Annotated in this window: 18 protein-coding genes; 12 read left to right on the top strand and 6 right to left on the bottom strand. The window is 62.9% G+C overall.

What is annotated here, in order from left to right; genetic code table 11:
- Positions 1-53: 53 nt before the first annotated feature.
- The 10 genes from AB5Y98_RS16220 to hdfR all read left to right on the top strand — a co-directional run bounded on the left by AB5Y98_RS16220 (position 54) and on the right by hdfR (position 13,397).
- Entirely contained in the window at positions 54-281 is a 228-nt protein-coding gene (locus AB5Y98_RS16220; RefSeq protein WP_005299589.1) for a YejL family protein, read from the top strand.
- Between the two features lie 43 nt (positions 282-324).
- Positions 325-2,175: a DUF3413 domain-containing protein gene (locus AB5Y98_RS16215; protein WP_368232278.1), complete on the top strand. Its 1,851-nt coding sequence runs from the start codon at positions 325-327 to the stop codon at positions 2,173-2,175.
- Positions 2,176-2,482: 307 nt separating this feature from the next.
- The gene (locus tag AB5Y98_RS16210; protein WP_368232277.1) at positions 2,483-4,645 is read left to right on the top strand and encodes a TonB-dependent hemoglobin/transferrin/lactoferrin family receptor; all 2,163 of its coding nucleotides are present in this window, start codon (positions 2,483-2,485) and stop codon (positions 4,643-4,645) included.
- Positions 4,645-6,711: a prolyl oligopeptidase family serine peptidase gene (locus AB5Y98_RS16205; protein ID WP_368232276.1), complete on the top strand. Its 2,067-nt coding sequence runs from the start codon at positions 4,645-4,647 to the stop codon at positions 6,709-6,711. Before AB5Y98_RS16210 ends, AB5Y98_RS16205 begins: the two co-directional genes overlap by 1 nt.
- A 32-nt stretch (positions 6,712-6,743) precedes the next feature.
- Positions 6,744-9,158, top strand: coding sequence for a proprotein convertase P-domain-containing protein (locus AB5Y98_RS16200; protein ID WP_368232275.1), 2,415 nt, complete (start codon positions 6,744-6,746; stop codon positions 9,156-9,158).
- A 58-nt stretch (positions 9,159-9,216) separates the two neighbouring features.
- Complete coding sequence (locus AB5Y98_RS16195) at positions 9,217-10,596, top strand: DUF1566 domain-containing protein (RefSeq protein ID WP_368232274.1); 1,380 nt, start codon at positions 9,217-9,219, stop codon at positions 10,594-10,596.
- On the top strand, positions 10,593-11,150 hold the full coding sequence (locus AB5Y98_RS16190) for a DUF1566 domain-containing protein (RefSeq protein WP_005299575.1): 558 nt from the start codon (positions 10,593-10,595) through the stop codon (positions 11,148-11,150). The genes AB5Y98_RS16195 and AB5Y98_RS16190 overlap by 4 nt, the downstream gene beginning before the upstream one ends.
- A gap of 230 nt (positions 11,151-11,380) precedes the next feature.
- Positions 11,381-11,863: a serine protease inhibitor ecotin gene (gene eco / locus AB5Y98_RS16185; RefSeq protein ID WP_148113239.1), complete on the top strand. Its 483-nt coding sequence runs from the start codon at positions 11,381-11,383 to the stop codon at positions 11,861-11,863.
- A 302-nt stretch (positions 11,864-12,165) separates the two neighbouring features.
- Positions 12,166-12,522 carry a DUF413 domain-containing protein gene (locus tag AB5Y98_RS16180; RefSeq protein WP_010634377.1) on the top strand — a complete coding sequence of 119 codons (357 nt, stop codon included), beginning with the start codon at positions 12,166-12,168 and terminating at the stop codon, positions 12,520-12,522.
- Positions 12,522-13,397, top strand: coding sequence for an HTH-type transcriptional regulator HdfR (hdfR, locus tag AB5Y98_RS16175; RefSeq protein ID WP_005299567.1), 876 nt, complete (start codon positions 12,522-12,524; stop codon positions 13,395-13,397). The genes AB5Y98_RS16180 and hdfR overlap by 1 nt, the downstream gene beginning before the upstream one ends.
- A 70-nt stretch (positions 13,398-13,467) precedes the next feature.
- On the opposite strand, the gene tyrA is transcribed toward hdfR, so the two are convergent.
- The 4 genes from tyrA to glpD form a co-directional block, all read right to left on the bottom strand.
- Positions 13,468-14,607 carry a bifunctional chorismate mutase/prephenate dehydrogenase gene (gene tyrA, locus AB5Y98_RS16170; RefSeq protein WP_206865417.1) on the bottom strand — a complete coding sequence of 380 codons (1,140 nt, stop codon included), beginning with the start codon at positions 14,605-14,607 and terminating at the stop codon, positions 13,468-13,470.
- A gap of 118 nt (positions 14,608-14,725) precedes the next feature.
- Entirely contained in the window at positions 14,726-15,799 is a 1,074-nt protein-coding gene (locus tag AB5Y98_RS16165) for a 3-deoxy-7-phosphoheptulonate synthase (protein WP_017779394.1), read from the bottom strand.
- Positions 15,800-16,118: 319 nt separating this feature from the next.
- Positions 16,119-17,198 carry a glycerophosphodiester phosphodiesterase gene (glpQ, locus tag AB5Y98_RS16160; RefSeq protein ID WP_201892142.1) on the bottom strand — a complete coding sequence of 360 codons (1,080 nt, stop codon included), beginning with the start codon at positions 17,196-17,198 and terminating at the stop codon, positions 16,119-16,121.
- 99 nt (positions 17,199-17,297) lie between these two features.
- Positions 17,298-18,785: a glycerol-3-phosphate dehydrogenase gene (gene glpD, locus AB5Y98_RS16155; protein ID WP_017765986.1), complete on the bottom strand. Its 1,488-nt coding sequence runs from the start codon at positions 18,783-18,785 to the stop codon at positions 17,298-17,300.
- A gap of 104 nt (positions 18,786-18,889) precedes the next feature.
- Here glpD and AB5Y98_RS16150 point away from each other — a divergent pair, with 104 nt between their 5' ends.
- A complete protein-coding gene (locus AB5Y98_RS16150; protein WP_017765987.1) occupies positions 18,890-19,027 on the top strand; it encodes a hypothetical protein in 138 nt (45 codons plus the stop codon).
- A gap of 79 nt (positions 19,028-19,106) precedes the next feature.
- Here the strand turns inward: AB5Y98_RS16150 and AB5Y98_RS16145 are convergent, their stop codons facing one another.
- Together AB5Y98_RS16145 and glpT are read right to left on the bottom strand one after the other, a co-directional pair.
- The gene (locus AB5Y98_RS16145; protein WP_005299558.1) at positions 19,107-19,865 is read right to left on the bottom strand and encodes a DeoR/GlpR family transcriptional regulator; all 759 of its coding nucleotides are present in this window, start codon (positions 19,863-19,865) and stop codon (positions 19,107-19,109) included.
- A 101-nt stretch (positions 19,866-19,966) separates the two neighbouring features.
- A complete protein-coding gene (gene glpT, locus AB5Y98_RS16140) occupies positions 19,967-21,322 on the bottom strand; it encodes a glycerol-3-phosphate transporter (RefSeq protein ID WP_005299556.1) in 1,356 nt (451 codons plus the stop codon).
- A 487-nt stretch (positions 21,323-21,809) separates the two neighbouring features.
- Here glpT and AB5Y98_RS16135 point away from each other — a divergent pair, with 487 nt between their 5' ends.
- Complete coding sequence (locus AB5Y98_RS16135; RefSeq protein WP_005299554.1) at positions 21,810-22,658, top strand: MIP/aquaporin family protein; 849 nt, start codon at positions 21,810-21,812, stop codon at positions 22,656-22,658.
- The last annotated feature ends 44 nt before the right edge of the window (positions 22,659-22,702 follow it).

The following is a 22,702-nucleotide window of genomic DNA, read 5'->3' as shown; positions in this document are numbered from 1 at the left end:
GCCGAAAGGGTGAAGTATTATAAGGCGCTTTGAACCGAGATGAACCCAAGATTATGCCCATCGTATCAAAGTACAATAACGAGCAGTTTGACGCCCTGATGAACGACCTGATCACCGCCCTGGAGAAGCACAAGGCGCCGGTGGACCTCAGTCTGATGGTGCTCGGCAACCTGACCACCAACATCATCAATGGCATGGCCCCGGCCCAGCGTCAGGCGATCACCGAGAAATTCATCCAGGCGCTCACCGCCTCGGTCGATCATCGCCACGACGCTCATTGAGTCTCTTCGCATTCTTTGATGTTTTTCAAGCAGATGGATCACTATGGTCGAAACCGGCAACCCCTATCGTGATAATGTCTCTCGCCTGATCACCTGGGGGCATTGGTTCTCCTTCTTCAACATCATTCTGGCCATGCTGATCGCCACCCGTTATCTGGGGGCGATCAGCTGGCCGTCGACCACGCTCGGCGTGACCTATCTCATCATCAGCTGGATCGGTCACTTCTCGTTTCTGAGCTTTGTCACCTACCTGTTGACGATCTTCCCCCTGAGCTTCGTGCTGCCCAGGGAGAAACCATTGCGCTTCATCTCCGCCATCATCGCCACCCTGGCGCTGGTGCTGCTGCTTATCGACACCCAGGTGTTCCAGCTGTTCAAGTTCCACCTCAACGGTCAGGTGTGGCAGCTGCTGCTGGATCAGGCCCAGACCGAGGAGGGCTCGATCTGGAGCATCATCTTCGTGGCGGTGCCCACCATCTTCCTGGTGCAACTGCTGCTGTCGGCCTATGTCTGGCGCAAGATCAACAAGCGCAAGCGCCGCCAGTACGGCAATCAGGTGGGGCTGGCCCTGCTGGTCTGCTTCATCCTGACCCACGTGGTCAACAGCTGGGCCGATGCCACCCTGTATCAGCCCATCACCATGCAGCGCGCCAACTTCCCGCTCTCCTACCCCATGACCGCCAAGAGCTTCCTCGCCAAGCACGGCTGGCTGGATCTGGATCAGTACGAGAAGAAGGCCGAGTCCCAGGATGGCGACAGTGCGAGCCGGTTGCGTTACCCGCTGCGCCCGCTCAGCGTCAACGCCCCGCTGACCCACAAGAACCTGCTGATCGTGGTGGTCGACTCCCTGCGGGCCGACATGCTCAACAACATCAACATGCCCAATCTGCAGCGCTATGCGGATCAGCACCTCAACTTTGCCAACCACATGAGTGGCGGCAACGATGACGCCATGGGGATGTTCAGCCTGTTCTACGGCCTGCCAGGCCACTACTACGACGACATTCGCAACGACAAGACCCCGCCGGTGCTGTTCGACGAGATGCTGCGCCAGGACTACCAGTTCGGCCTGTTCGGCGCGCTGGAAGATGCCCAGCAGTATCGCCAGAGCATCCTCTCCGGCCTGCGCAAGCAGGTGTTCGTCTCCGAGCAGACCGACGATACCCAGCTGGTCGGCGACTGGCAGCAGTGGCTCACCAAGCGCTCCCCTGACCGCCCCTGGTTCTCGCTGGTCTATCTGTCGAGCCCGGGCGACTACCAGCTGCCGGCCGGCATCAAGGGCCCCTTCCAGCCGGAGCTGACCAAGTTCAACCCGGCCACCGCCTATCAGGCCGAAAACCTGCAAAAGCTGGAGAACCGCTACAAGAACTCGGTCTTCTACACCGATCAGCTGCTGGAGCAGATGCTGACCCAGTTGCAGCAGCAGGGCATTGGCGAGCAGACCATCGTCGTGGTCACCGCCAACCATGGCCAGGAGTTCAACGATACCCAGAGCAACAGCTGGGGTTATGGCACCAACTACTCGCCCTATCAGGTGCAGGTGCCCTTCGTGCTGGCCTGGCCGGGCAACGAGACCCTGCCGACGAGCCCGGTGAGCAGCCACCTGGATCTGGTGCCCACCCTGATGCAGGGGATGCTGGGGGTGCGCAACCCGCCGCGGGACTACAGCATAGGTCGCAACCTGTTCGACAACAGCCCGCGCAACTGGCTGCTGGCGGGGGATCAGCGCGACTTTGCCATCTATCAGGGCAACACCATCACCCACTTCAACAAGCAGGGTGACTTCGAGCTGCTGGAACGCAACAGCTACCGTCCCATCAAGCACGGTACCCCGGACATGGGGGTCATGATCCAGGTGATGAACGAGCTGAACCGCTTCTACCGCGCCCCCTGAGGCCCGTCCTGTATCCGTTGAAAACCCGCTCCTCGAGCGGGTTTTTTATTGCCGACATAACCTTGGCATGAGCTGCCAAACCCTCAGCCAACACCTTGCCACCCTCCCCCATTTCATCCCCCCGTCTGCCTGCCCTGCGTCCTGCAGGCACAAACGTTGGCCCACTTTGCTACTGATGTCTTCATCAAAAAATGCAGCCTGATCAGGATCATAAAAACAAAATGATAATGATTATCAATCGTTGATCTGATTGGACCTCTCTGCAATAATCCGCGGCCTTCAGGCTTAAATAATAATTATTCTCAAAATGAAAACACTACTTCACTACTGGCCCATGCTGCTGTCCGGTACAGCGCTGGCCGCCGGCGATCCCGCAGGGATAGACACCTCCGGCACCACCCCGCCCAAGGCGCGCGAGACCATAATCGTCAAGGGTCAGCGGGTCGAGCAGAAACTGTCCGACATCTCGGGCTCCATCACCGTCATCACCGAAGAGGATCTGGAGCGCCAGATAGCCACCGAGCTCACCGACGTGTTCAAGAACGAACCCGGCGTCTCGGTGACCGGCTCGGCGGGTCGGCCGCAAAACATCAGCATCCGCGGCATCGGTGGCAACCGGGTACTGATCGTCAAGGACGGAGTCCGGGTCAGCGACGGCTTCGGTGCCGACGATCTCAACGACAAGGTGGGCCGCTTCAGCTTCGATCTCGATGACGTCAAGCAGATCGAGGTGGCCAAGGGAGCCGGTTCCGCCCTGCACGGCTCGGACGCCATCGGCGGCACCGTGGTCATCACCACCAAGCAGCCGGAAGATTACCTACAGGGGCAGGATGGCTACCTCAGCAGCAAGGTGCTGCACGACGGCAGCAGCGACAAGCAGAAACTGAGCGCCACCGGCGCCGCCCGCTGGGGCGAGAGCGCCCACCTGCTGCGCCTCTCCGGCTGGCAGGGGCACGAGACTGCCAACTACGACCAGAGCCGCATTCCGGCGGATCTCGATGGCCTCAGCGCCTCCACCAGCTCCAGCCTGACCCTCAATGAACGGCATCTGCTGCGCCTCGAGTTCGACTACTTCGAGGACAACGCCAAGCGGGATCAGGGGCCGCGCGAAATTCCCCAGCCCGACGGCAAGTGGCAGGTGCGCCAGTATCGCGAGAACGGCAGCCAGCGCTCCCAGGGCGGCAAGCTGAGCTGGGAGGCGCAGGATCTGGGCCATCCGCTGGCCGATCGCTTTACTTGGAACCTGCACGGCAACTACGCCAAGAACACCGCCAACAAGCGCAGCCTGCTGCAAAATGACGAGCTGAGCGGCTATCCCCGCTATCGCAGCGAGCGGGAGCTGGCCACCTTCACCGAGCACCTGCTCGGCAGCGAGCTGGATATCCGCCGCGATCTGGTCACCGGCGCCATCGAACACAAGCTGAGCTACGGCATCGAGCTGGCGCGCACCCGGCACGAGCGACCGGTGGAGAAGCTGATGCTGGAAGCCGGCATACCCCAACCCACCCAGTCCTCCCCCTTCAGCAGTGCCCGCACAGATCGGGCCGGCATCTGGCTGGGGGACGTGGCGACCCTGGGCCAGTGGCAGTTCACCCCGACCCTGCGCATGGATCAGCAGTGGCTGAGCCCGCAGGATGGCCTGGGCGAGAGCAACCACAGCTGGCACCTCTCGCCGAGCCTGGCCACCAGCTACCGCTTCAACGAGCAGTGGCGCAGCTGGCTGAGCTACGCCAACGGTTTCAGCGCCCCCTCCTACGACAAGGTGTACGGCAACATCCCCCACTACTTTGCCCTGCCGCCGTTCGAGATCATCGCCAACCCGGATCTCAAGGAGGAGACCAGCCACAGCTTCGAGTGGGGGGTGAGTGGCGAAGGGGATGAGTGGAGCATCAAGCCCGCCCTCTTCTACAACCGCTACTACAACTTCGTCGACTGGCGTCAGGTGGGCTTCCGCCTGCGGGACGGGGTCATGCTCCGTCAATATCGCAACGTCGCCAAGTCCGAGACCTGGGGTGCCGAAGTCGCCGCCAGCTACTGGCTGACCCCGCAATGGGAGCTGGCCACCAAGCTGGGCTGGGTCGACGGCAAGACCAGCCAGGGCGAATCGCCGCGCAACCTCACGCCGCTCGAGGGCAACACCCGTCTTAGCTATCAGGCCAACGACTGGAGCCTGGGGCTGCAGGCCGACTACGCCGCCGCCATGAGCCGAGTGCCCACCTGTGGCAACAGCCTGACCCAGCAGCAGGGCGAGTGTCTGAAAACCGCCGGCTGGCTCAGCTTCGCCCTGACCGCCGACTGGCAGATCACCGACGCCCTCAAGGCCAACCTCAAGCTCGACAACCTGTTCGACACCCGCTACACCCGCTATCAGGACGTCGCCGGGCTGGAAGCAGGCACGGATGCAGGGCTCTACACCCAGACAGGCCGCTCCCTGAGCGCCAGCCTGCGCTACACCTTCGTGGGGCTCTGATGCACGCACTCCTGATGCTGGCCAGCCTGCTGGCCACTCCGGCGCCCACCCAGCCTGCCGCCATTGCACCTGCCGGCGCCCCGAGCCAGGCCGTCGCCGCGTCGGCGCCGCTTATTCCTCACCGCCCGCTACCGATGCCGGGGGAGCGGGCCCGGCTCGATTCCTATGGTGGCTGGCGCGATGACAGCCGCCAAGATCCCGCCCTGCTGGCCCTGCTGGGCGAGCAGAACCGCTGGACCGAGCAGCAGCTCGCCGCTCAGCAGCCGCTGGAGCAGGCTCTGCAGGCCGAGTGGCAGGCGCAAGCGCGCGGCGAGCCCATGCCGCAAGAGTGGCTGAGCGAGGCGGGCAGCCAGTGGCGGATGGAAGCCGACGGCAGCCTGTGGCAGCGAGACGGCGAGCAGGCTGAACCCCGTCAACGGCTGGCGGCCCGCCAACCGGCCAGCGGCTACTACGAGCTCGCCAGCTGGGCCCTGCACCCGAACGGGCGCTGGCTGGCCCTGGCTGAAGATCTGCAGGGCGATCGGGATTACCGCATCACCCTGCTCAACTTGGCCGACGGCAAACCCCTGGCCACCCTGACCCACCGGGCCAGCGATCTGCTCTGGAGCCTGGATGGCAAGACCCTCTACACCATCGCCAACGAACCCCGCACCCTGCGCCCCTGGCAGCTGTGGGCTTGGCGCGATGGCAAGGAGCAGCAGATCCACCAGGAGGCGGACCCTGCCTGGCTGCTCAGCCTCTATCGCACCACGGATCGGCGCCACCTGCTGCTACAGAGCAACAACCACGACAGCGCCGAGCAGTACCTGCTGGACGAGGGCACACCGGCTCTGCTCAAGGCCCGTCAGGCCGGCCTCGAGTATTACCTGGATACCCAGGGGGAACGGGTGCTGCTCAAGAGCAACCGGGACGGTGCCCTCGGCCTCTATCAGGTGGCCGACCTGAGCCAGGTGGCCAAGGGAGAGTGGCAGCCGCTCTGGTCCGGCGAGCAGAGGAGCCTCGAGAAGTGGCGCCTGTTTGCCGACTACACGGTGCTGCAGTATCGCCACAAAGGGGATGACTGGCTCGACGTGCTGGATGGCCGCGGCCGGCTCAGCCATCGCCTGCTGCTGACCGAGGGGGCCGGCACGGCCTGGATCCAGGGCGCCCACGACCCCGCCAGCGGGCAGATCCTGATCCGCCGCCAGGGCATGGCCGAGCCGCCGCACCAGCGCCAGCTCGATCTCGCCAGCGGCCGCTGGCTGCCGGACGCCCGGGCCGCCCTCCCCTCCCCCTACCAGAGCGAGCGCCGCTGGGTGGTGGGCAAGGATGGCGTCAAAGTGCCGGTCTCCCTGGTGTGGCGCAAGGACATCCACACCCCCAAGGCCCTGCTGCTCTACGGCTATGGCGCCTATGGCACCCCCATGCGCCCCTACTACCAGCCGCAGGTGCTGAGTCTGCTGGATCGCGGCTTCGTCTACGCCATCGCCCACGTGCGCGGTGGCGGCATGCTGGGGGATGAGTGGTATCTGGCGGGGCGCGGTCGCCACAAGCAGCAGAGCGTGGACGACTTCCTGACCGTGGCTGAGGCGCTGGCCCGGGATCCCGCCATCGACCCCGCCCGGCTGTTCGCCATGGGCGGCAGCGCCGGCGGCCTGCTGGTGGCGGCGGCCCTCAACCAGGCACCGACCCGCTTCGCCGGGGTCGTGCTGCAGGTGCCCTTCGTCGATCTCATCGGCACCATGAGCGATCCCGAACTGCCGCTTACCCGCCAGGAGTACGCCGAGTGGGGCAACCCGGCCATTGCCGCCGATTACGCCGCCATGCGCCGCCTGAGCCCTTACGACAACCTGCATGCGGCCCCCTATCCCCCCGTCTATGTGACGGCCGGGCTGCACGACAGTCAGGTGCCCTACTGGGAGCCGCTCAAGTGGGTGGCCCGCCTGCGGGAACACAGCACGGGGCCGGGTCCCTATCTGCTCAGCACGGCCCTCGACGGCGGCCACCGCATCAGCCCGGCCAACGCGCGCCAGCAGGCGGCCCGCGAGTACGCCTTCCTGCTCACCCTGGCGGGCGCCCGCCGGTGATCCCTTTTCTCATTTTTGTGTTGGAGTAAACCATGAAACCCTCTTCCCTGGCCCTCTGGCTGGCGGCAACCCTGCTCTCCCAGCCGCTGCTGGCGGCCGAGTTGCAGTTTGTCGATGAACAGCCGCTGACCACGACGCCCCAGAAGTGGCTCGAGCAGCGCCTTGGCGTGAGCCTGGCCCCCGACTACGAGCGGGCCAGCCTGCTCGGCCATCACTACAGCTTCCGCCAGCTGGTCAACGGCCTGCCGGTGGCCACCATCCAGGCCGCCGTCAGCGTCGATCAAACAGGCAAGCCCTGGCGCATCTATCACAACAGCCGGCCGCTGGATAGCCGCGAACCCGGCTGCGACGCCGCCGGCAATCTGGATCCCCTGCTGGAACAGCTGCGCGATGGCGGCAGCGAGATCGACACCCTTGGTCCGGTCGAAGCCTGGTACTGGCGCGACGGTGACACCCTGGTGCCGGCCCTGCGCCAGCGGATACGCGAGCATCAGGCGGGCAACGCCAAGGCCAGCCAGGTGCAGCTCTTCGCCAGCTGTGACGGCAGCCGCGAGCTCGGTCGCTGGATGGATGCGGCCACCACCCGGGCCAGCCGCGTCGCCGACGCCGGCGACACCCAGCTGGAGGCTCGGGTATTCGATCCGGATCCCCGCACCCAGCTGCGCGACGCCAGCCTGGTCTGGCACGAAGCCCTGCAACTGGCGGACGCCGCCTATCAGGACAAGGTGCCGCTGCCGGTCACCCTGGCGGGCGGACGCTATCTGCTGAGCGGCCCCCACGCCCGGGTAGTGGATGCGATGGAACCGGATACAGCCCCCTTCAGCGCCGACAGCCCGCAGGCGTTTCGTCTCACCCGCGATGATCGCGGCTTTGCCGACATCAACGCCTATTACCATCTGGATCTGGCCCAGCGCCACCTCAAGCACCTCGGCTTTGTCGATCTCATTCCGGGGGCGCTCGACATCGACACCGAGGCCGGCTATCAGGACAACTCCCTCTACGATCCTTTCGAACGCCGGCTGGAACTGGGTCGCAGCGGCGTGCCCGATGCCGAGGATCCCATGGTGATCTGGCACGAGTTCGGCCATGCGGTGCAGCATCACATAGTGCCGGATCTGGGGGACGAGGCGGACTGGGGCGCCATCGGCGAAGGCTTCAGCGACTACCTGGCCGCCAGCCACCGCCAGCGCAGCGAAGCCGGTCGCCAGTTCGAGCCCGCCATGGTGTTCAACTGGGATGCCCGCTTCACCGACCGCACCCCGCGTCAGCTGGACGATCTGCGCGCCCGCTACCACCCGGATTACAACTACCCGGCCCACCGCACCATCAACGGCAGCAATGGCGACCAGCTGTGGGGCACCCCGCTGTTCCAGGCGCTGCTGGCCGCGGTCGCCGAGCAGGGCGAAGGGGTGCGGGACGAGTTTGATCGCCTGATCATCGAGTCCCACTTCGGTCTTGGCCCGGCCATCCGCATGCCGCAGCTGGCCCGCATCACGGTGGATACCGCCGCTCGCCTCTACCCGGCGCGCCCCTATGCCAGGCTGCTGGAGCAGGCGTTTCGCCAGCACGGCCTGCTGCAGGCACCGGTCAATGTGGGCCTGAGTGATGGCAGCGTCATCGAGCTGGGGCAGCGCCAGTCGGTGCAGCTGACCCTCACCAACCAAGGCAAGGCGCCGGTGACCTTGAACGAGCTGGCCCTCCAGCTGCCAAGCGGGCTGCAGGCCGATCCTTACAGCTGGCAACCGGCGACCCTCGCGGCGGGTGCCAGCATGACCACCACCCTGCGCATGCTGGCCCAGAGCCCGCTCGCCTGTGGCGACGAGGTGGCGCTGCCGGTCAGCCTCGCCATGAGCGGCACCAGTCCGACCGAGCGCCAGTGGCAACAGTCGCTGACCCTGCCCATCGGCGCCCCCATCGTCAGCCGCGCCAGTGGTCAGCCGCTCACCTTGAGCGATGCCATCAGCGACGAGGTGCGTGGCCTCAGCGAAACCAGCCTGCTGATAGAGAGCAGCGAGGCCAGGGTGAGCAACCGGCTGCAGCTGAACCTGGATCTGCAGCACCCGGCGCTCGATGAGCTGGAGATCTGGCTCAACTCCCCCTCCGGCACCCGCATCCAGATCTGGGACAAGGGCTACAGCCCGCTGCCGCGCCTCAAGGGGGTCTTCCCCACCGAGCTGCTGCCCCTGCAGCCCTTCAGCGCGCTGGAAGGCGAGCCGCTGGCCGGTCGCTGGACGCTGGAGATAGTGGACAGCAAGCCCGGCAACCAGGGCCGCATCAACGGCTGGAGCATCAGCCAGCGCACCGGCGCCCAGTGCAGCAAGCCGGTCACTCCACCCGATGACGGCATCATCCACTTCCAGGTGGACGACGGCAGCGGCGGCGGGGCAGCCAACCTGCTCTGGTTGCTACCGCTGGCACTCTGGCGCCGCCTGCGCCAGCGCACCTGAATCCACCCCATCCATATATAAGAAGAGGGGGCCAAGGCCCCCTCCCCAAGGACTAGAGATGACACCACATTACTCCCGCCTGGCCTGCCTGCTGGCCCCCCTGCTCACCGCCTGTGGCGGTGGCGGTGGCGGCTCGGACGAGGCGCCGCTGGCGGTCCCCGACTACAGCCTGACCGTGACCCTGCCCGAAGCCGGCACCCTGTGCGTCAACCTCAACCAGAATGCATCTTGTGATGCGGGGGAGCCCAGTGTCAGCGGCGCGGCCGGTACTCACCGGCTGAGCGGCAGCGCCCCGGCCCTGTTGACCAGCACCTTGCTGTTCTTGCCAAGCAACCCGGCCGCCCCCGTGCTGCTGCATCCCGCCGCCCGGCTCGATGATCAGCACCTGACCCCCAGCCCGCTCAGCACCCTGCTGCAATACCGCATCGCCGAGGGGCAGCCCCCCAGGCAAGCCCTCGGCGAGCTGCTGAGTGCGCTGGCACCGCTGCAACCGGGCCAGGATCTGGCCACCCTCTCCCGGCTGAGCGACTTCAACCTGGCGCTGGGCCAGCTGCTGCAGGCGGTCGTCGAGACCGATCTACAGGCCCAGGAGGACTTCTCCACCGCCACCCTGCATATGCTGGTGTGGCCTGCCATCGGCAGCCTGCTGCCCGAGCTGGCCAGCCACTTTGCCCTGCATGGCGAGCTGGCCAGCCAGCAGGCAAACGTCCGCGCCCGGCTGCTGCAACAGCATTCCCATCCACTGATCACCGGCAGTGGCGTCACCACCTACACGGACGGGGTCGACTACCTGCTCACCCAGGAACCCGCCGACTACCCGGGGCAGGAGGCCAGCCTCAACAAGGCGCCGCTGCGCTATCGCAAGCTCGGCGGCAAGGGGCAGCCGCTGGCCGATGACGCCCCCGTCTGGGAGTGCGTGGAGGATCTCAATACCGGCCTGGTCTGGGAGAAGAAGCTCGATGATCCCGCCAGCCCGCGGGATCTGCACCGCACCTTCGCCTGGGAGCTTGACGACTATCACCCCACCCAGCAGGAGCTGGACTACGCCTGCCCGGATGGCGAGGCCATCTGCACCACGGAGCAGTACCGCCAGTTGCTCAACGCCCAGCAGCTGTGCGGCATCACTCACTGGCGCATGCCCCACTCGCGCGAGCTGATGAGCCTGCAGCACTACGGCTCCCTCGCCCGCCAGGACGACCAGCCGGTGAGCATGGACGTGCGCTACTTCCCCGATGTCGGCACCACCAGCAAGGATTTCAGCGGCTACTACTGGAGCCAGACCCTGACCCCTTCGCGTCGGCTGGAGAGCGCCCCCATCAGCGCCATCGCCCACATCTTCCTTGGCGATGACGCCGGCACCGACTACGCCACCACAGTTCAAAACAGCGATGATGCCAACGGTCTGCAACTGCGACTGGTGGCGGAGGTAACCCGATGAACCGCTTGATGTTGACCCTGCTGCTGACCCTTGGCAGCCCCCTCGCCCTGGCCACCGCCATCTGTGATGACAACATGCCCAGAACCAGCCCCACCGCCCGCTTCATCGACCGCGGCAACGGCACCGTCACGGATCGCTCCACCGGCCTGACCTGGATGCGCTGCCAGCTCGGCCAGACCTGGCGCAACCAGAGCTGCCAAGGCGAACCGACCCGGCTTTACTGGCAGCAGGCCCTGCTGACCGCCGAGCGGATCCGCACCGAGCCAAGCCATGCCCTCTACAACTTTGGCGGCCACGGCGGCTGGCGCCTGCCTACCATCAAGGAGCTGGCCAGCGTGCTGGAGTCCGCCTGCTACAAGCCGGCGCTCAACGAAACCATATTCCCCCGCGCCATGGCCGGTGACGGCAAAGAGGTGAACGACGGTTACGTCTACCTCTGGTCCTCCACCCCGGTGCCGGCCAGCAAGGGGGTCGCCTATCTGGATATCACCAGCGGCGCCGTCGGCATGCGGGCCCCCGGCGCCTGGGCCAAGCAGGTGCTGCTGGTGCGCTGATGGAGTCGGGTGGCCAGGGGATCCCGATGAACACAGGATCCCGGCTGGCCACCCGCGTTTTCAGCCCGGCCTGTCGTTCGGCGGATCTGCACCCTGTCAGAAAATAGCCAGAACACGTCATTGTGTGCCGGATCTGCATCATTTTACGCAGTTTTTACGTAGCAGATCGCTGGCATGAAACGGGCAGAGCGGTTAGTCTAGCGGCGTTGAACCAACCCCATGAGGTACAGATGAAAACCGTATTGCGTTTTAGCCTGCTGGGCGCCTTGTTGCTGGGCGGCCATGCCTTCGCCGCCGAACCGAAAAAATTTGATATCAGCATGTTCCCGGCCGCCGAAGTGAACCAGGAACGTGTGGTGATCCGCCTGCCGGAAGTCGAGAACGAAGCCGACATGATGGTCGAGCTGCAGGTCGGCAAGAAAATGATGGTCGATTGCAATGTGCCGCGCTTTGCCGGCAACCTGGAACAGCACAGCGTCAAAGGCTGGGGCTACAACTACCTGATGCTCGGCAAGGTGTCCGATCCCATCAGCACCCTGATGGCTTGCCCGGATGGCCAGAAGAAAGAGGCCTTCGTCCAGATCTACGGTCAGGGCTTCTTCGTGAACTACAACTCCAAGCTGCCGTTCGTGCTCTACGTACCGCAGGAGTATGAAGTGCGCTACCGTCTGTGGCGTGCCGATACCCTGGCTCAGCCAGCCATGATCGAGTGAGTCTCTACCGAGACCAAACCTCCCGCTTTGGTTCATGAATGACATCAAATAGAGCGCCGAATGGCGCTTTATTTGTAACAGATTGTGCTGTTTCCCACCCCGCCAACCTTTACAGAACCTGACATAACTCCGCTTTTTTTCTCACTTTTTTGCCCTTTTCAGCCGACCCGGGCCCATGGATCCGCGGCAAATCACTTTCGATGAAAGAGATTTATCAATATAGTGAAAAAATTGATTTTGCACTCTGCGACGGCCTGATGATACTTGCCCGCAAAGGTCAAACTAACCAGAAAAAGAGCACTATGAGCTTCGAATCAGACAAGCGTTTCAACGACTTCAAACATTTTCCCCGTGGCCTGCGTCGCAGTGGCGAATTCACTGTGGCCGAAGCGGACAGTCTGGAAAAATACGGTACCGCCATGCTGGCGCTCTATCAGGGCAACCTGGCCGCGCGCGATGACGTGGAAAGCGCCTTCATCGAGCAGGTCAAGTCCGGCGCCGCCGGCAACAACCCCCACGCCAAGGTGTGGTTCAAGTATCTGAAGGTGATCGGTCCCAAGCGCGTGCACCGTCTGTGCACCGTCGCTGGCGGTGCCAACGAGGAAGCGAGTGGCGGCGGTTTTGAAGGTGGCAGCGGTAGCGACGAGTCCATCGATTAATGGATACCGAACTGCTTCGGACCTTTATCGAGGTCAGCAAGACCCGGCACTTCGGCCGGGCTGCTGAAAATCTCTACCTGACCCAGTCGGCGGTGAGCTTTCGGATCCGCCAGCTCGAACAGCAACTCGGGGTCAGTCTGTTTGCCCGTCATCGCAACAACATCCGCCTGACCGCCTCCGGTGAGCGTCTGCTGCCCTACGCAGACGCCATCTTACATACCCTGGGCCGCGCCAAGCAGGATGTGGCCCTCTCCCCCGGTTTCAGCCAGCAGCTCGCCATCGGCGCCCCCGCGGTGTTCTGGGAGCTCGACTTCAATGACTGGCTCAACCATGTCTATGCCCTGGCCCCCGGCCTTGCGGTACGGCTCGAGACCGCCTCCCGCGAGCACCTGTGCCGCCAGTTGCTGGAGCGCTCCCTCGACCTCGCCCTGCTCTCCGAGCCGACCAAGATCGACGAGATTGCCCTGCACCCCATCGGTGAGCTGGTGTTCGAGCTGGTGAGCCGGGATGGCGCGGCCAACGCCGACAGCCTGATGCAGATGCCGCACATTCATCTGGATTGGGGCACCAGCTTTGAGCCCCAGCCCAGCCGGCTGCAGAGCCTGCAAAAGACCCCTGTGCTGCACTCGAGCTCCGCCAATATGGCGCTGCAGTTCGTGCTGGCCAACGGCGGTGCGGCCTACCTGCCAAGGCGCATGGTGAGCCCTTTCCTCGAGCAGGGGCGCCTGCACCTGGTGGAAGGCGCCCAGGCCTTGAGCCGTCCTCTCTACCTTGCCTATCTGGAAAAGTCCGATCGGCGGGAGCTGATCGATCAGCTGCTGACCCTGCCGCTGGGCTGGGATGGCGCCGATCTGCGCTTGCCACAGCCGGAATAGAGGCAGCACAACGCGCGCTGGCATGCAAAAGCAAAAGGGGCCTGTCGGCCCCTTTTGCTTTTGGTCATCGTCAGCCGTGATGGCGACGATCGTTGGCCTGGGCCAGCAGGGTGCGGCTCTCGCGCAGGAACTCGTCCGCCCGCTCGCCAAAGAAGCCCGAAACCTGGCTGAAGGCCTCGATGAAGCCCTCCCTGTCTCCCCGCTCCAGCAGCCCCAGCGCCTCACCGAAGTTCTGGTAGTAGCGGCGGATCATCGCCAGATTCTGCGGCGACGACAAGATGATGTCGGCGTAGAGGTGGGGATCCTGGGCGAACAGCCGTCCCACCATGGCCAGCTCCAGCCGGTAGATGGGGGAGCTCAACGCCAGCAGGCGGTCGAGGTTGGCCTGCTCACGGGAAAGGTGCCAGCCGTAAGCGAAGGTGGCAAAGTGGCGCAGCGCCTGGATAAAGGTCATCGCCTCGTCGTGGGCCCTGGCCTCCACCTGCTGCAAACGCGCGCCCCAGATGGTCATCTGCTCCAGCAGCCACTGGCTGGCATCGTTGTCGCGCCCCTGACAGCAGACGATCACCTGCTTGGCGAGGCTCGCCACGTCCGGCCCGAACATGGGATGCAGCCCCAGCACCGGCCCCTTGTGCACCGCCAGCATATGCTCGAGCGGTTCGCCCTTGACGCTGGTCACATCCACCAGCAGACAGTCCGCCGGCAGGTTGCCGAGCCGGTCGATCACCTGGCAAGTGACGTCGATGGGCACCGCCACCATCACCAACCCGGCGCCCTGCAGGATCTCGTCGGCGCGCGGCCAGTCGGCCTGACCCAGGGTCTCGACCCGGTAGCCCGAGAGGCTGAACAGGTTGCCGAACAGGCGGCCGAGCTGCCCCTGACCACCGATGATCACCACCTTGCCAAGGTCAGGCTTCATGCACTTGAAGTGGTGCTCCTTGTCGCTGGCGGACTCCAGGATATAGGACTCGCGCATCACCCGACGCAGCACGTCCTCGATGAGATCACCCGGCACTCCCAGAGCCTCGGCCTCGGCGCGGCGGCGGGCCAGCATGCTCGCCTCCCGATCCGGTGCATAGATGGGCAGGCCGTGCCGGCTCTTCACTTCCCCCACTTCCCCCACCAGGGCGAGACGAGCGGCCAGCAGATCAATCAGCTGCTTGTCCACCGCATCGATTTTGTCCCTGAGGGCATTCAACTCTTCAGCCATATCCGGTCCCTGCGGCGCCGCCCGCAGCGACGCCCTGTGATTCAAGAGGCAACGAGGTGCCACCGCCTCGGCCGGTGACACCTCGATTGTTCAGTCAATGATGACAAGATACCACGGCTTATGCCTTGGTTCTGGCCAAAAGTGGCGCCGCCAGCTGGCTGTGGCAACGGGCCAGCAGCGCGTCCGTGGTCTCCCAGTCGATGCAGGCATCGGTGATGGAGACGCCGTAGCGCATCTCGCACTTGGGCTGCTCGCTGGACTGGTTGCCCTCGAACAGGTTGGATTCGAGCATCACCCCTATGATGGAGCGGTTGCCCTCCTCAATCTGATGGATCACGTTGTCAGCCACCTTGGGCTGCAGGCGGTGATCCTTGCTGGAGTTGCCGTGGCTGCAATCCACCACCAGGCCGGGCAGCAGGCCTGCTTTCTCCAGCGCCTCTTCCGCCAGCGACACATTGACCGAATCGTAGTTCGGGTGCTTGCCGCCGCGCAGGATCACGTGACCATCCGGGTTGCCCTGGGTCTGCAGCAGCGCGACCTGGCCCTGCTGGTTGATCCCCATGAAGGCATGAGGGCTGGAGGCGGCCTGCAGTGCATTGATGGCGGTACCCAGGTTGCCGTCGGTGCCATTCTTGAAGCCGACCGGCATGGAGAGGCCGGACGCCATCTCCCTGTGGGTCTGGGATTCTGTGGTGCGGGCACCGATGGCCGACCAGGAGAAGAGCTCCGCCAGGTATTGCGGGCTGATAGGGTCGAGCGCCTCGGTGGCCAGCGGCAACTCCAGCTCGGCCAGCCAGCAGAGCAGCTCGCGGGCCCGGTGCAGCCCCAGCTCCACGTCGAAGGTGCCATCCAGGTTCGGGTCGTTGATAAAGCCCTTCCAGCCGACCGTGGTGCGTGGCTTCTCAAAGTAGACCCGCATGACAATGTAGAGAGTGTCCTGATAGGCGTCATGCAGCGCTTTGAGTCTGGTTGCGTACTCTTTGGCGGCGTCCATGTCGTGGATGGAGCAGGGACCACAGATCACCAGCAGACGGTGATCACGACGGTGGATGATGTCGGCGATGGTATTGCGGGCCCCTTGCACGAATGCCAGCGCGCGATCGGAGATGGGCAGTTTCTCCTTGAGCTGGGCAGGCGTGATCATCACTTGTTCGGACTGGATATGGATGTTGTTCAGGGGGTCTCTTTGCATTTTCTCATTCTCTCTACTGTTTCAAGCCAACTGCGCCGACCGTTCAATTTTGTTTACACAAGTCAGCTCTTTGTTACGCAACCGCCCCCACCTTACCAATTAAAAACAAACAATCAAGTGAAACTAGCGGACTTATTCGCTGACAGATGGATAAATGACCACAAAAGAGACCCTTTCGACCAGAAAGTAGTGCTATCTACATGCTTAAAACACCAAAATCGTAAACTTAAAGTTACGCCCTTGCTGATTTCCCTTGCCAGCAGACATAAAAAAGCGGGGCACCTGGCCCCGCTTGCATTCCCGTGTTGCTCTTCTTTTACTATTTGCCGTGCGCCTTGATCACCTCGACCGCCTTGTCGGGGAAGTCGCTGAACACGCCATCCACATCGGCCTGATAGAGGAAGATGTTCAGCAGATCGGTGAAGTCTTTCGCGTAGGCCGGGATCTGGCCCTCATCCTGACGGAAAGTATAAGGATGCACCTTGAGGCCGGCCGCATGGGCCTCTTTCACCATGCCGGTGAAGGTCGGCTTGCCCAGAGTACCCGGCTCCGGCACTATCATCGGCTTCCAGGGGCCGATCCCTTCGGCGTAAGCGGCGATCTCCTTCATGGCGCCCGGCTTGAACATCCAGTCATAGTTGTAGGGGGTCGCCTTGCCCTTGCTGTCGTAGACCATGGTCTCGTTCCAGTCGGTCTCGGCCATCAGCTGCACCAGCTTCAAGTCCATCCCCATGGCAGGCATCAGCTCGCTGTTGATGCGCTTGAGCTCGTTGGTATCGAAACACTGCAGATAGACCTTGTCGTTCTTGCTGGTGTAGCCGTACTCCTTCAGCACCTTGAGCACCGCCTTGGAGATGTCCTTGCCTTCGTGGCGGAACAGCCAGGGGGCTTTTATCTCCGGGTAGATGCCGATGTTCTTGCCGGTGCTCTTGTTGAGCCCCTGGATCATCTCGATCTCTTCCTGGAAGGTGTGGATCTTGAAGCTGGACTTCCATAGCGGGAAGCGGGCCGGATAGACGGGCACCTGCTTGCCGTCCACCAGCTGGAACGGCTCGGTCATGCGCAGGGAGCGCACCTCGTCCAGGGTGAAATCCACCACATAGTAGCGACCATCCGGGCGGGCCCGGCCGGGGAAACGCTCGGCCACGTCCGTGATGCCATCGAGGAAGTGATCGTGCATCACCACCAACTGGTCATCCTTGGTCATCACCAGATCCTGCTCCAGATAGTCGGCCCCCATGCCGTAGGCCAGGGCCTTGGATTCCAGGGTGTGTTCGGGCAGGTAGCCGGAGGCACCCCGGTGGGCGATCACGATTTTGCCTTCATCGGCGGCCAGCGCGGGCAATGCCAGGGCAGCCCCCAGACCAAGGGCAATCAGGGAGCGAGTATGTTTTTTCATGCGCGGTGCTCTTTGTTATTGTTTATGGGATGTAGGTTATTGTTATAACAGAGGTTTATTGCAGTTTTACGGCGGGCGGCCGAGGCCGCCCGCAGGGGGTCAGCTTGCTTTTGGCAGGGCGTGATGGTGTTCGCTCAGCCAGGCAGCCAGTTGTTGCTGCTCGGCGTCGGAGAGGCGCAGCCCCAGCTTGCTGCGGCGCCACAGGATGTCTTCCAGGGTGCAGGCCCATTCCCGCTCGATAAGGTAGCGCACCTCGGCTTCGTACAGACCGGCACCAAAGTGCTGACCACGGGGCTCCTTGAGCCAGAGGCGGGCATGGGCACCATAGGCCTCGGCAATGCGCAGGGCGCTGCGATCATCGAGCCAGTCGAACTCCAGCGCAAAGGCGCGCGCCAGTTCGCGCACCGAGCAGTCGAACTCGCCTCCGGGCAAGCGGCTGCTGGCGGTCCAGTCATCCCCCATCTGGCTGAACCAGGGCTTGAGCTTGTTGCAGGCAGCCTGAGCCAGCTTGCGGTAGGTGGTGAGCTTGCCGCCGAACACCGACAAGAGCGGCGCGCCATCGGATTCGCCACTGAGCTCCAGCGTGTAGTCGCGGGTCACCGCCTGCGGCGAGTCAGACTCGTCGTCGCACAGGGGGCGCACACCGGCGTAGGTCCAGATCACGTCTTTGGGGGCGATCTGACGGGTGAAGTGGGCGTTGACCACCTTGCACAGGTAGTTGATCTCGGCGTCGCTGATCTTGGCTTCGCGCGGGCTGCCCTTGTGCTCCACGTCCGTGGTGCCGATGAGGGAGTAGTCCTGCTGATAAGGGATGACGAAGACGATGCGGTTGTCCTCGTTTTGCAGGATGTAAGCCTCTTCGCGCTCGTGGATGCGCGGCACTATCATGTGGCTACCCTTGATGAGGCGAATGCCGCGCGGGGATTTCTCGTGCAGGCTCTCGTCATAGAAGGTCTTGACCCAGGGGCCGGCTGCATTGACCAGGCCGCGGCAGGTGACGTTGAACTGCTCGCCCCCTTCCCGCTCCAGAGTCAGGGTCCAGTGTTTGGAGCCGCGCACCGCCTTGACGCAGCGGGTGCGGGTCTGCACGTCGGCACCCTTGTCGCGCGCCATCATGGCGTTGAGCACCACCAGCCGGGCGTCGTCGACCCAGGCGTCCGAGTACTCGAATCCCTTGCTGATGCCGGCGGTGAGACCGTCCTGCGGCAGGAAGCGCACGCCGCAGCTGCCCTTGAGCTTGTCGCGCTTGGCCAGGTTGTCATAGAGGAAGAGGCCGGCGCGGATCATCCAGGCCGGGCGCAGGTGCGGGCGATGGGGCAAGCGAAAACGCATGGGGCGAGCGATGTGAGGGGCCATGCCGAGCAGCACTTCCCGCTCCGCCAGCGCCTCTTTCACCAGCCGGAATTCGTAGTGTTCGAGATAGCGCAGGCCGCCGTGGATCAGCTTGCTGGAGTTGGAAGAGGTGGCAGAGGCGAGATCGCGCGCCTCGAACAGGGCAACCTTCAGACCCCGCCCTGCCGCATCAGCCGCAATGCCTACCCCGTTGATGCCGCCGCCGACGACGACCAGATCATAATGTTCGCTCATGTTCACCTACTTTCTTATTTTGATCTTGCGAAACCGTCGCAATGTTTGATTTCGCTCATATTAGAGCATGAAAAAATGATAAACGAACATTTTATGGAGAAAATGTGATCGCGATTGTTTTGGCAATGCTAAAAATGCTGCCGGTCGGTGATAAAGCGGCAGGGCATGGGGAAAACGGGGGCGAGGCTGTGAGCGAGTTCGCGCTTTTTGGGGTGATCAGCGCAGCATCGGCAGTGGAATGAGGGCAAGCAGAAAGGCGGGAGGCTGAAAACGAAGCGGCCGCCCGATGGCGGCCTGATGCAGGAGCGGATTAACGGCGACTCAGCAGATGTGACACTCGATCTGATGCTGGGACATCAGCCGCATCAGCTTCTCCGGCGGCTCCTGATCGGTGAACAGGGCGTGGATCTGGCTGAGGTTGCCGAGGTTGACCATGGCGTTGCGACCGAACTTGGTGTGGTCGGCGGCCAGGAATACCTGGCGGGAGTGGGCGATGATGGCCTGGGCGATCTTCACCTCGTGGTAGTCAAAATCGAGCAGTGAGCCGTCGCTGTCGATGCCAGAGATGCCGATGACGCCGTAGTCCATCCGAAACTGGCCGATGAAGTCGCGGGTCGCCTCCCCCACGATGCCGCCGTCCCGGTTGCGGATTTCGCCGCCGGCGATGATGACGGTGAAGTCATCCTTGGCGGTGAGGATGCTGGCCACGTTGAGGTTGTTGGTGACCACGCGCAGCTCGCGGTGATCGAGCAGGGCGCGGGCGATGGCTTCGGTGGTGGTGCCGATGTCGATGAACAGCGACGAGCCGTCGGGGATGTTGGCGGCCACTTCCCGGGCGATGCGCTCTTTCTCCTTGAGCTGCATCACCTTGCGGGCGCTGTAGGCGGTGTTGACGGTACTCGAATGCAGGGAGGCCCCGCCATGGTGGCGCCGGATCTTGTTCTGCTCGGCAAGATCGTTGAGATCCCGGCGAATGGTCTGGGGGCTGACGTCAAAATGGGTCACCAGATCCTCGGTCGAGACAAAGCCCTGCCGCGTCAGGACGTCCAGGATCTCCAGATGTCGTTGGGTTTGCTTCACGCTTGAACTCCGATGATGAGACGAAAAAAGGCCCCGGCAGATGCGGGGCCTTGGGCAGTTTACCTGATCCCTTTTCCAATCGATAAGGGCAGGATCACGTTTTATGCCTTATGAACAGCAGCCTTGGCGGCAATCGACTCGTTCTCGTGCTTGAGGGTCATCGCCAGCAGCACGATGGAGAGCAAGCAGGAGGCAGTCAGCACCATGAAGCCACCGTCCCAGCCGAAGTGGTCAACGGTGTAACCCAGCATGGCGTTGGCCGCGACCGCGCCACCCAGGTAACCGAACAGACCGGTGAAGCCCGCCGCGGTACCGGCCGCCTTCTTCGGCGCCAGCTCCAGAGCATAGAGGCCGATCAGCATGACGGGACCGTAGATGAGGAAGCCGATGGCCACCAGAGCCATCATGTCGATAGTCGGGTTGCCGGCCGGGTTGAACCAGTAAACCAGCACGGAAATGGTCACCAGCACCATGAACAGGATACCGGCCGGGGCGCGGCGGCCCTGGAACATCTTGTCGGAGATCCAGCCGCACAGCAGGGTGCCCGGAATACCGGCCCACTCATAGAGGAAGTAGGCCCAGGAGGACTTGTCGACGCTGAAGTCCTTGGCCTCTTTCAGGTAGGTCGGCGCCCAGTCCAGCACACCGTAGCGAATGAGGTAGACGAAGGCGTTGGCGATCGCGATGTACCACAGCAGCTTGTTGTGCAACACGTACTTCATGAAGATTTCCTTGGCGGAAAACTCCTGCTCGTGGCTCTCGTTGTAATCCTTCGGATAGTCGTTCTTGAACTCTTCGATGGGCGGCAGGCCCACGGATTGCGGGGTATCGCGCATCACGAAGAAGGCGATCACCGCGATGGCGGCAGCCGCGGCGGCCGGCACGTAGAAGGCACTGCGCCAGTCGTTGAACCAGCCCATCCCCAGAATGAACAGCGGGCCTATCATGCCGCCACCCACGTTGTGGGCCACGTTCCAGACCGAGACGATTTCGCCCCGCTCTTTTTGCGACCACCAGTGCACCATGGTGCGACCGCAGGGCGGCCAGCCCATTCCCTGTGCCCAGCCGTTCAGGAACAGCAGCACGAACATGATGGCGATGCTGGAGGTGGCCCAGTGCATGGTCCCCATCATGAACATGATACCGGCCGACAGCAGCAGACCGGCGGAGAGGAAGTAACGGGCGTTGGAGCGGTCCGACACGTTCCCCATCAGGAACTTGGAGAGACCGTAGGCGATGGAAACGCCGGACAGGGCCAGGCCCAGATCACCGCGGGAGAAGCCCTGCTCGATGAGATAAGGCATCGCCAGACTGAAGTTTTTCCGTACCAGGTAGTAACCGGCATAACCGAAGAAGATCCCGAAGAACACCTGCCAACGCATGCGTTTGTAGAAGGGGTCGACCTTGTCGGCCGGGAGCCTGTCTATGTGTGGTGCAGGCCTGAAGAGACTAAGCATGTTCTGCTTCCTTATTGTTGTTGTGGGCGGTTGAGGGTGCCCTGTCCATGCTGACCAATCAGAGGAGTCCCGATTCGAAAGCGAGCCTATTGTGCTCATATGTGAACATTTAATCTGTGATGTAGTCGGAAATATTGCAGTTTTATTACAAAAGAAAGTGTCAGATGAGTAATCACTCATCAGCCGCAATCCCTTGTGTAGCAAGGCCTTTGGATACCCACTAAGTGGTATAATCACGGTATCAACTTGCTTTCCGTCACATTTTCTTAGCAATGAGTGGGATCTTGTCCACATTTCCTGCGGGGAGGGAGTGGTGAATGGTCGATTTCGGTTTATTTTCTCTCTCGTCCGAGAACGAGCGCAAACGAGCATAACGTTTGCGTCAGCTCAAAAAACAAGAAGAAACGTTTTCGGGCGCAACAATGGGAATGAAAAACAACAAAACGGAACATCAAACCTACTCTGGGTGGATATAAGGAATAACGGTATGAGCATACAAAGACCCAATACCCTGCTTGGCGAGTGCATCGCCGAGTTTATCGGAACCGGCCTGCTGATCTTCTTCGGCGTCGGTTGCGTGGCCGCACTGGTGCTAGCCGGTGCCAACTTCGGGCAATGGGAAATCTCCATTACCTGGGGTCTGGGCGTCGCCATCGCCATCTATGTGACCGGCGGCATCTCAGGTGCCCACCTCAACCCTGCGGTCACCCTGGCGCTAATGACCTTCTGCGGTTTCGACAAGCGCAAGGTGGTGCCCTACATCATCGCCCAGGTGGCTGGCGCCTTCTGCTTCGCGGCGCTGGTCTACTTCCTCTATGGTAACCTTTTCAGCCAGTGGGAAGTGACCCACAACGTGGTGCGTGGCAGCGTCGAGAGCCTCGGCACCGCCGGCATCTTCTCTACCTACCCGAATGCCCTGCTCTCCAACATGCAGGCCTTCACCGTCGAGCTGGTGATCACCGCCGTGCTGATGCTGGGCATCATGGCACTGGGTGACAACAACAACGGCGCCCCCAAAGGCTTCGCCGCCGCCCTGCTGATCGGTATCCTGATCGCGGTGATCGGCGCCTCCCTTGGCCCGTTAACCGGTTTTGCCATGAACCCGGCTCGTGACTTCGGCCCCAAACTGTTCGCCTTCCTGGCCGGCTGGGGTGACGTGGCCCTGACCGGTGGTCGTGACAACCCCTACTTCTGGGTCCCCATCCTCGGCCCCATCGTCGGCGCCCAGATTGGTACCGCCCTCTATGTGAAAGTGTTGGCTCCCTGTGTGCCGGGCAACCGTGTTGCCGCCACCGAGCAAGCTGCCCAAACCGCTAAAGAAGAGGCCGCCGCCTAAGAGCGGCCCTCCCCAACGTGTAAAAACGTGGAAAATAAAAACGT

The organism is Aeromonas sp. s3, from assembly GCF_040907805.1.
In the GTDB taxonomy this organism is placed as follows: Bacteria; Pseudomonadota; Gammaproteobacteria; order Enterobacterales; family Aeromonadaceae; genus Aeromonas; species Aeromonas dhakensis.
This window is presented reverse-complemented; position numbering and strand designations above follow the sequence as displayed.

Bases quoted from the DNA above. Each gene is read 5' to 3' on its own strand.
- AB5Y98_RS16135 (WP_005299554.1), top strand. From the start codon at position 21,810: ATGAGCATACAAAGACCCAATACCCTGCTTGGCGAGTGCATCGCCGAG.
- hdfR (WP_005299567.1), top strand. From the start codon at position 12,522: ATGGATACCGAACTGCTTCGGACCTTTATCGAGGTCAGCAAGACCCGG.
- tyrA (WP_206865417.1), bottom strand. From the start codon at position 14,607: ATGGCTGAAGAGTTGAATGCCCTCAGGGACAAAATCGATGCGGTGGAC.
- AB5Y98_RS16220 (WP_005299589.1), top strand. From the start codon at position 54: ATGCCCATCGTATCAAAGTACAATAACGAGCAGTTTGACGCCCTGATG.
- AB5Y98_RS16215 (WP_368232278.1), top strand. From the start codon at position 325: ATGGTCGAAACCGGCAACCCCTATCGTGATAATGTCTCTCGCCTGATC.
- glpD (WP_017765986.1), bottom strand. From the start codon at position 18,785: ATGAGCGAACATTATGATCTGGTCGTCGTCGGCGGCGGCATCAACGGG.
- AB5Y98_RS16190 (WP_005299575.1), top strand. From the start codon at position 10,593: ATGAACCGCTTGATGTTGACCCTGCTGCTGACCCTTGGCAGCCCCCTC.
- glpT (WP_005299556.1), bottom strand. From the start codon at position 21,322: ATGCTTAGTCTCTTCAGGCCTGCACCACACATAGACAGGCTCCCGGCC.
- AB5Y98_RS16205 (WP_368232276.1), top strand. From the start codon at position 4,645: ATGCACGCACTCCTGATGCTGGCCAGCCTGCTGGCCACTCCGGCGCCC.
- eco (WP_148113239.1), top strand. From the start codon at position 11,381: ATGAAAACCGTATTGCGTTTTAGCCTGCTGGGCGCCTTGTTGCTGGGC.
- glpQ (WP_201892142.1), bottom strand. From the start codon at position 17,198: ATGAAAAAACATACTCGCTCCCTGATTGCCCTTGGTCTGGGGGCTGCC.
- AB5Y98_RS16165 (WP_017779394.1), bottom strand. From the start codon at position 15,799: ATGCAAAGAGACCCCCTGAACAACATCCATATCCAGTCCGAACAAGTG.
- AB5Y98_RS16195 (WP_368232274.1), top strand. From the start codon at position 9,217: ATGACACCACATTACTCCCGCCTGGCCTGCCTGCTGGCCCCCCTGCTC.
- AB5Y98_RS16210 (WP_368232277.1), top strand. From the start codon at position 2,483: ATGAAAACACTACTTCACTACTGGCCCATGCTGCTGTCCGGTACAGCG.
- AB5Y98_RS16180 (WP_010634377.1), top strand. From the start codon at position 12,166: ATGAGCTTCGAATCAGACAAGCGTTTCAACGACTTCAAACATTTTCCC.
- AB5Y98_RS16200 (WP_368232275.1), top strand. From the start codon at position 6,744: ATGAAACCCTCTTCCCTGGCCCTCTGGCTGGCGGCAACCCTGCTCTCC.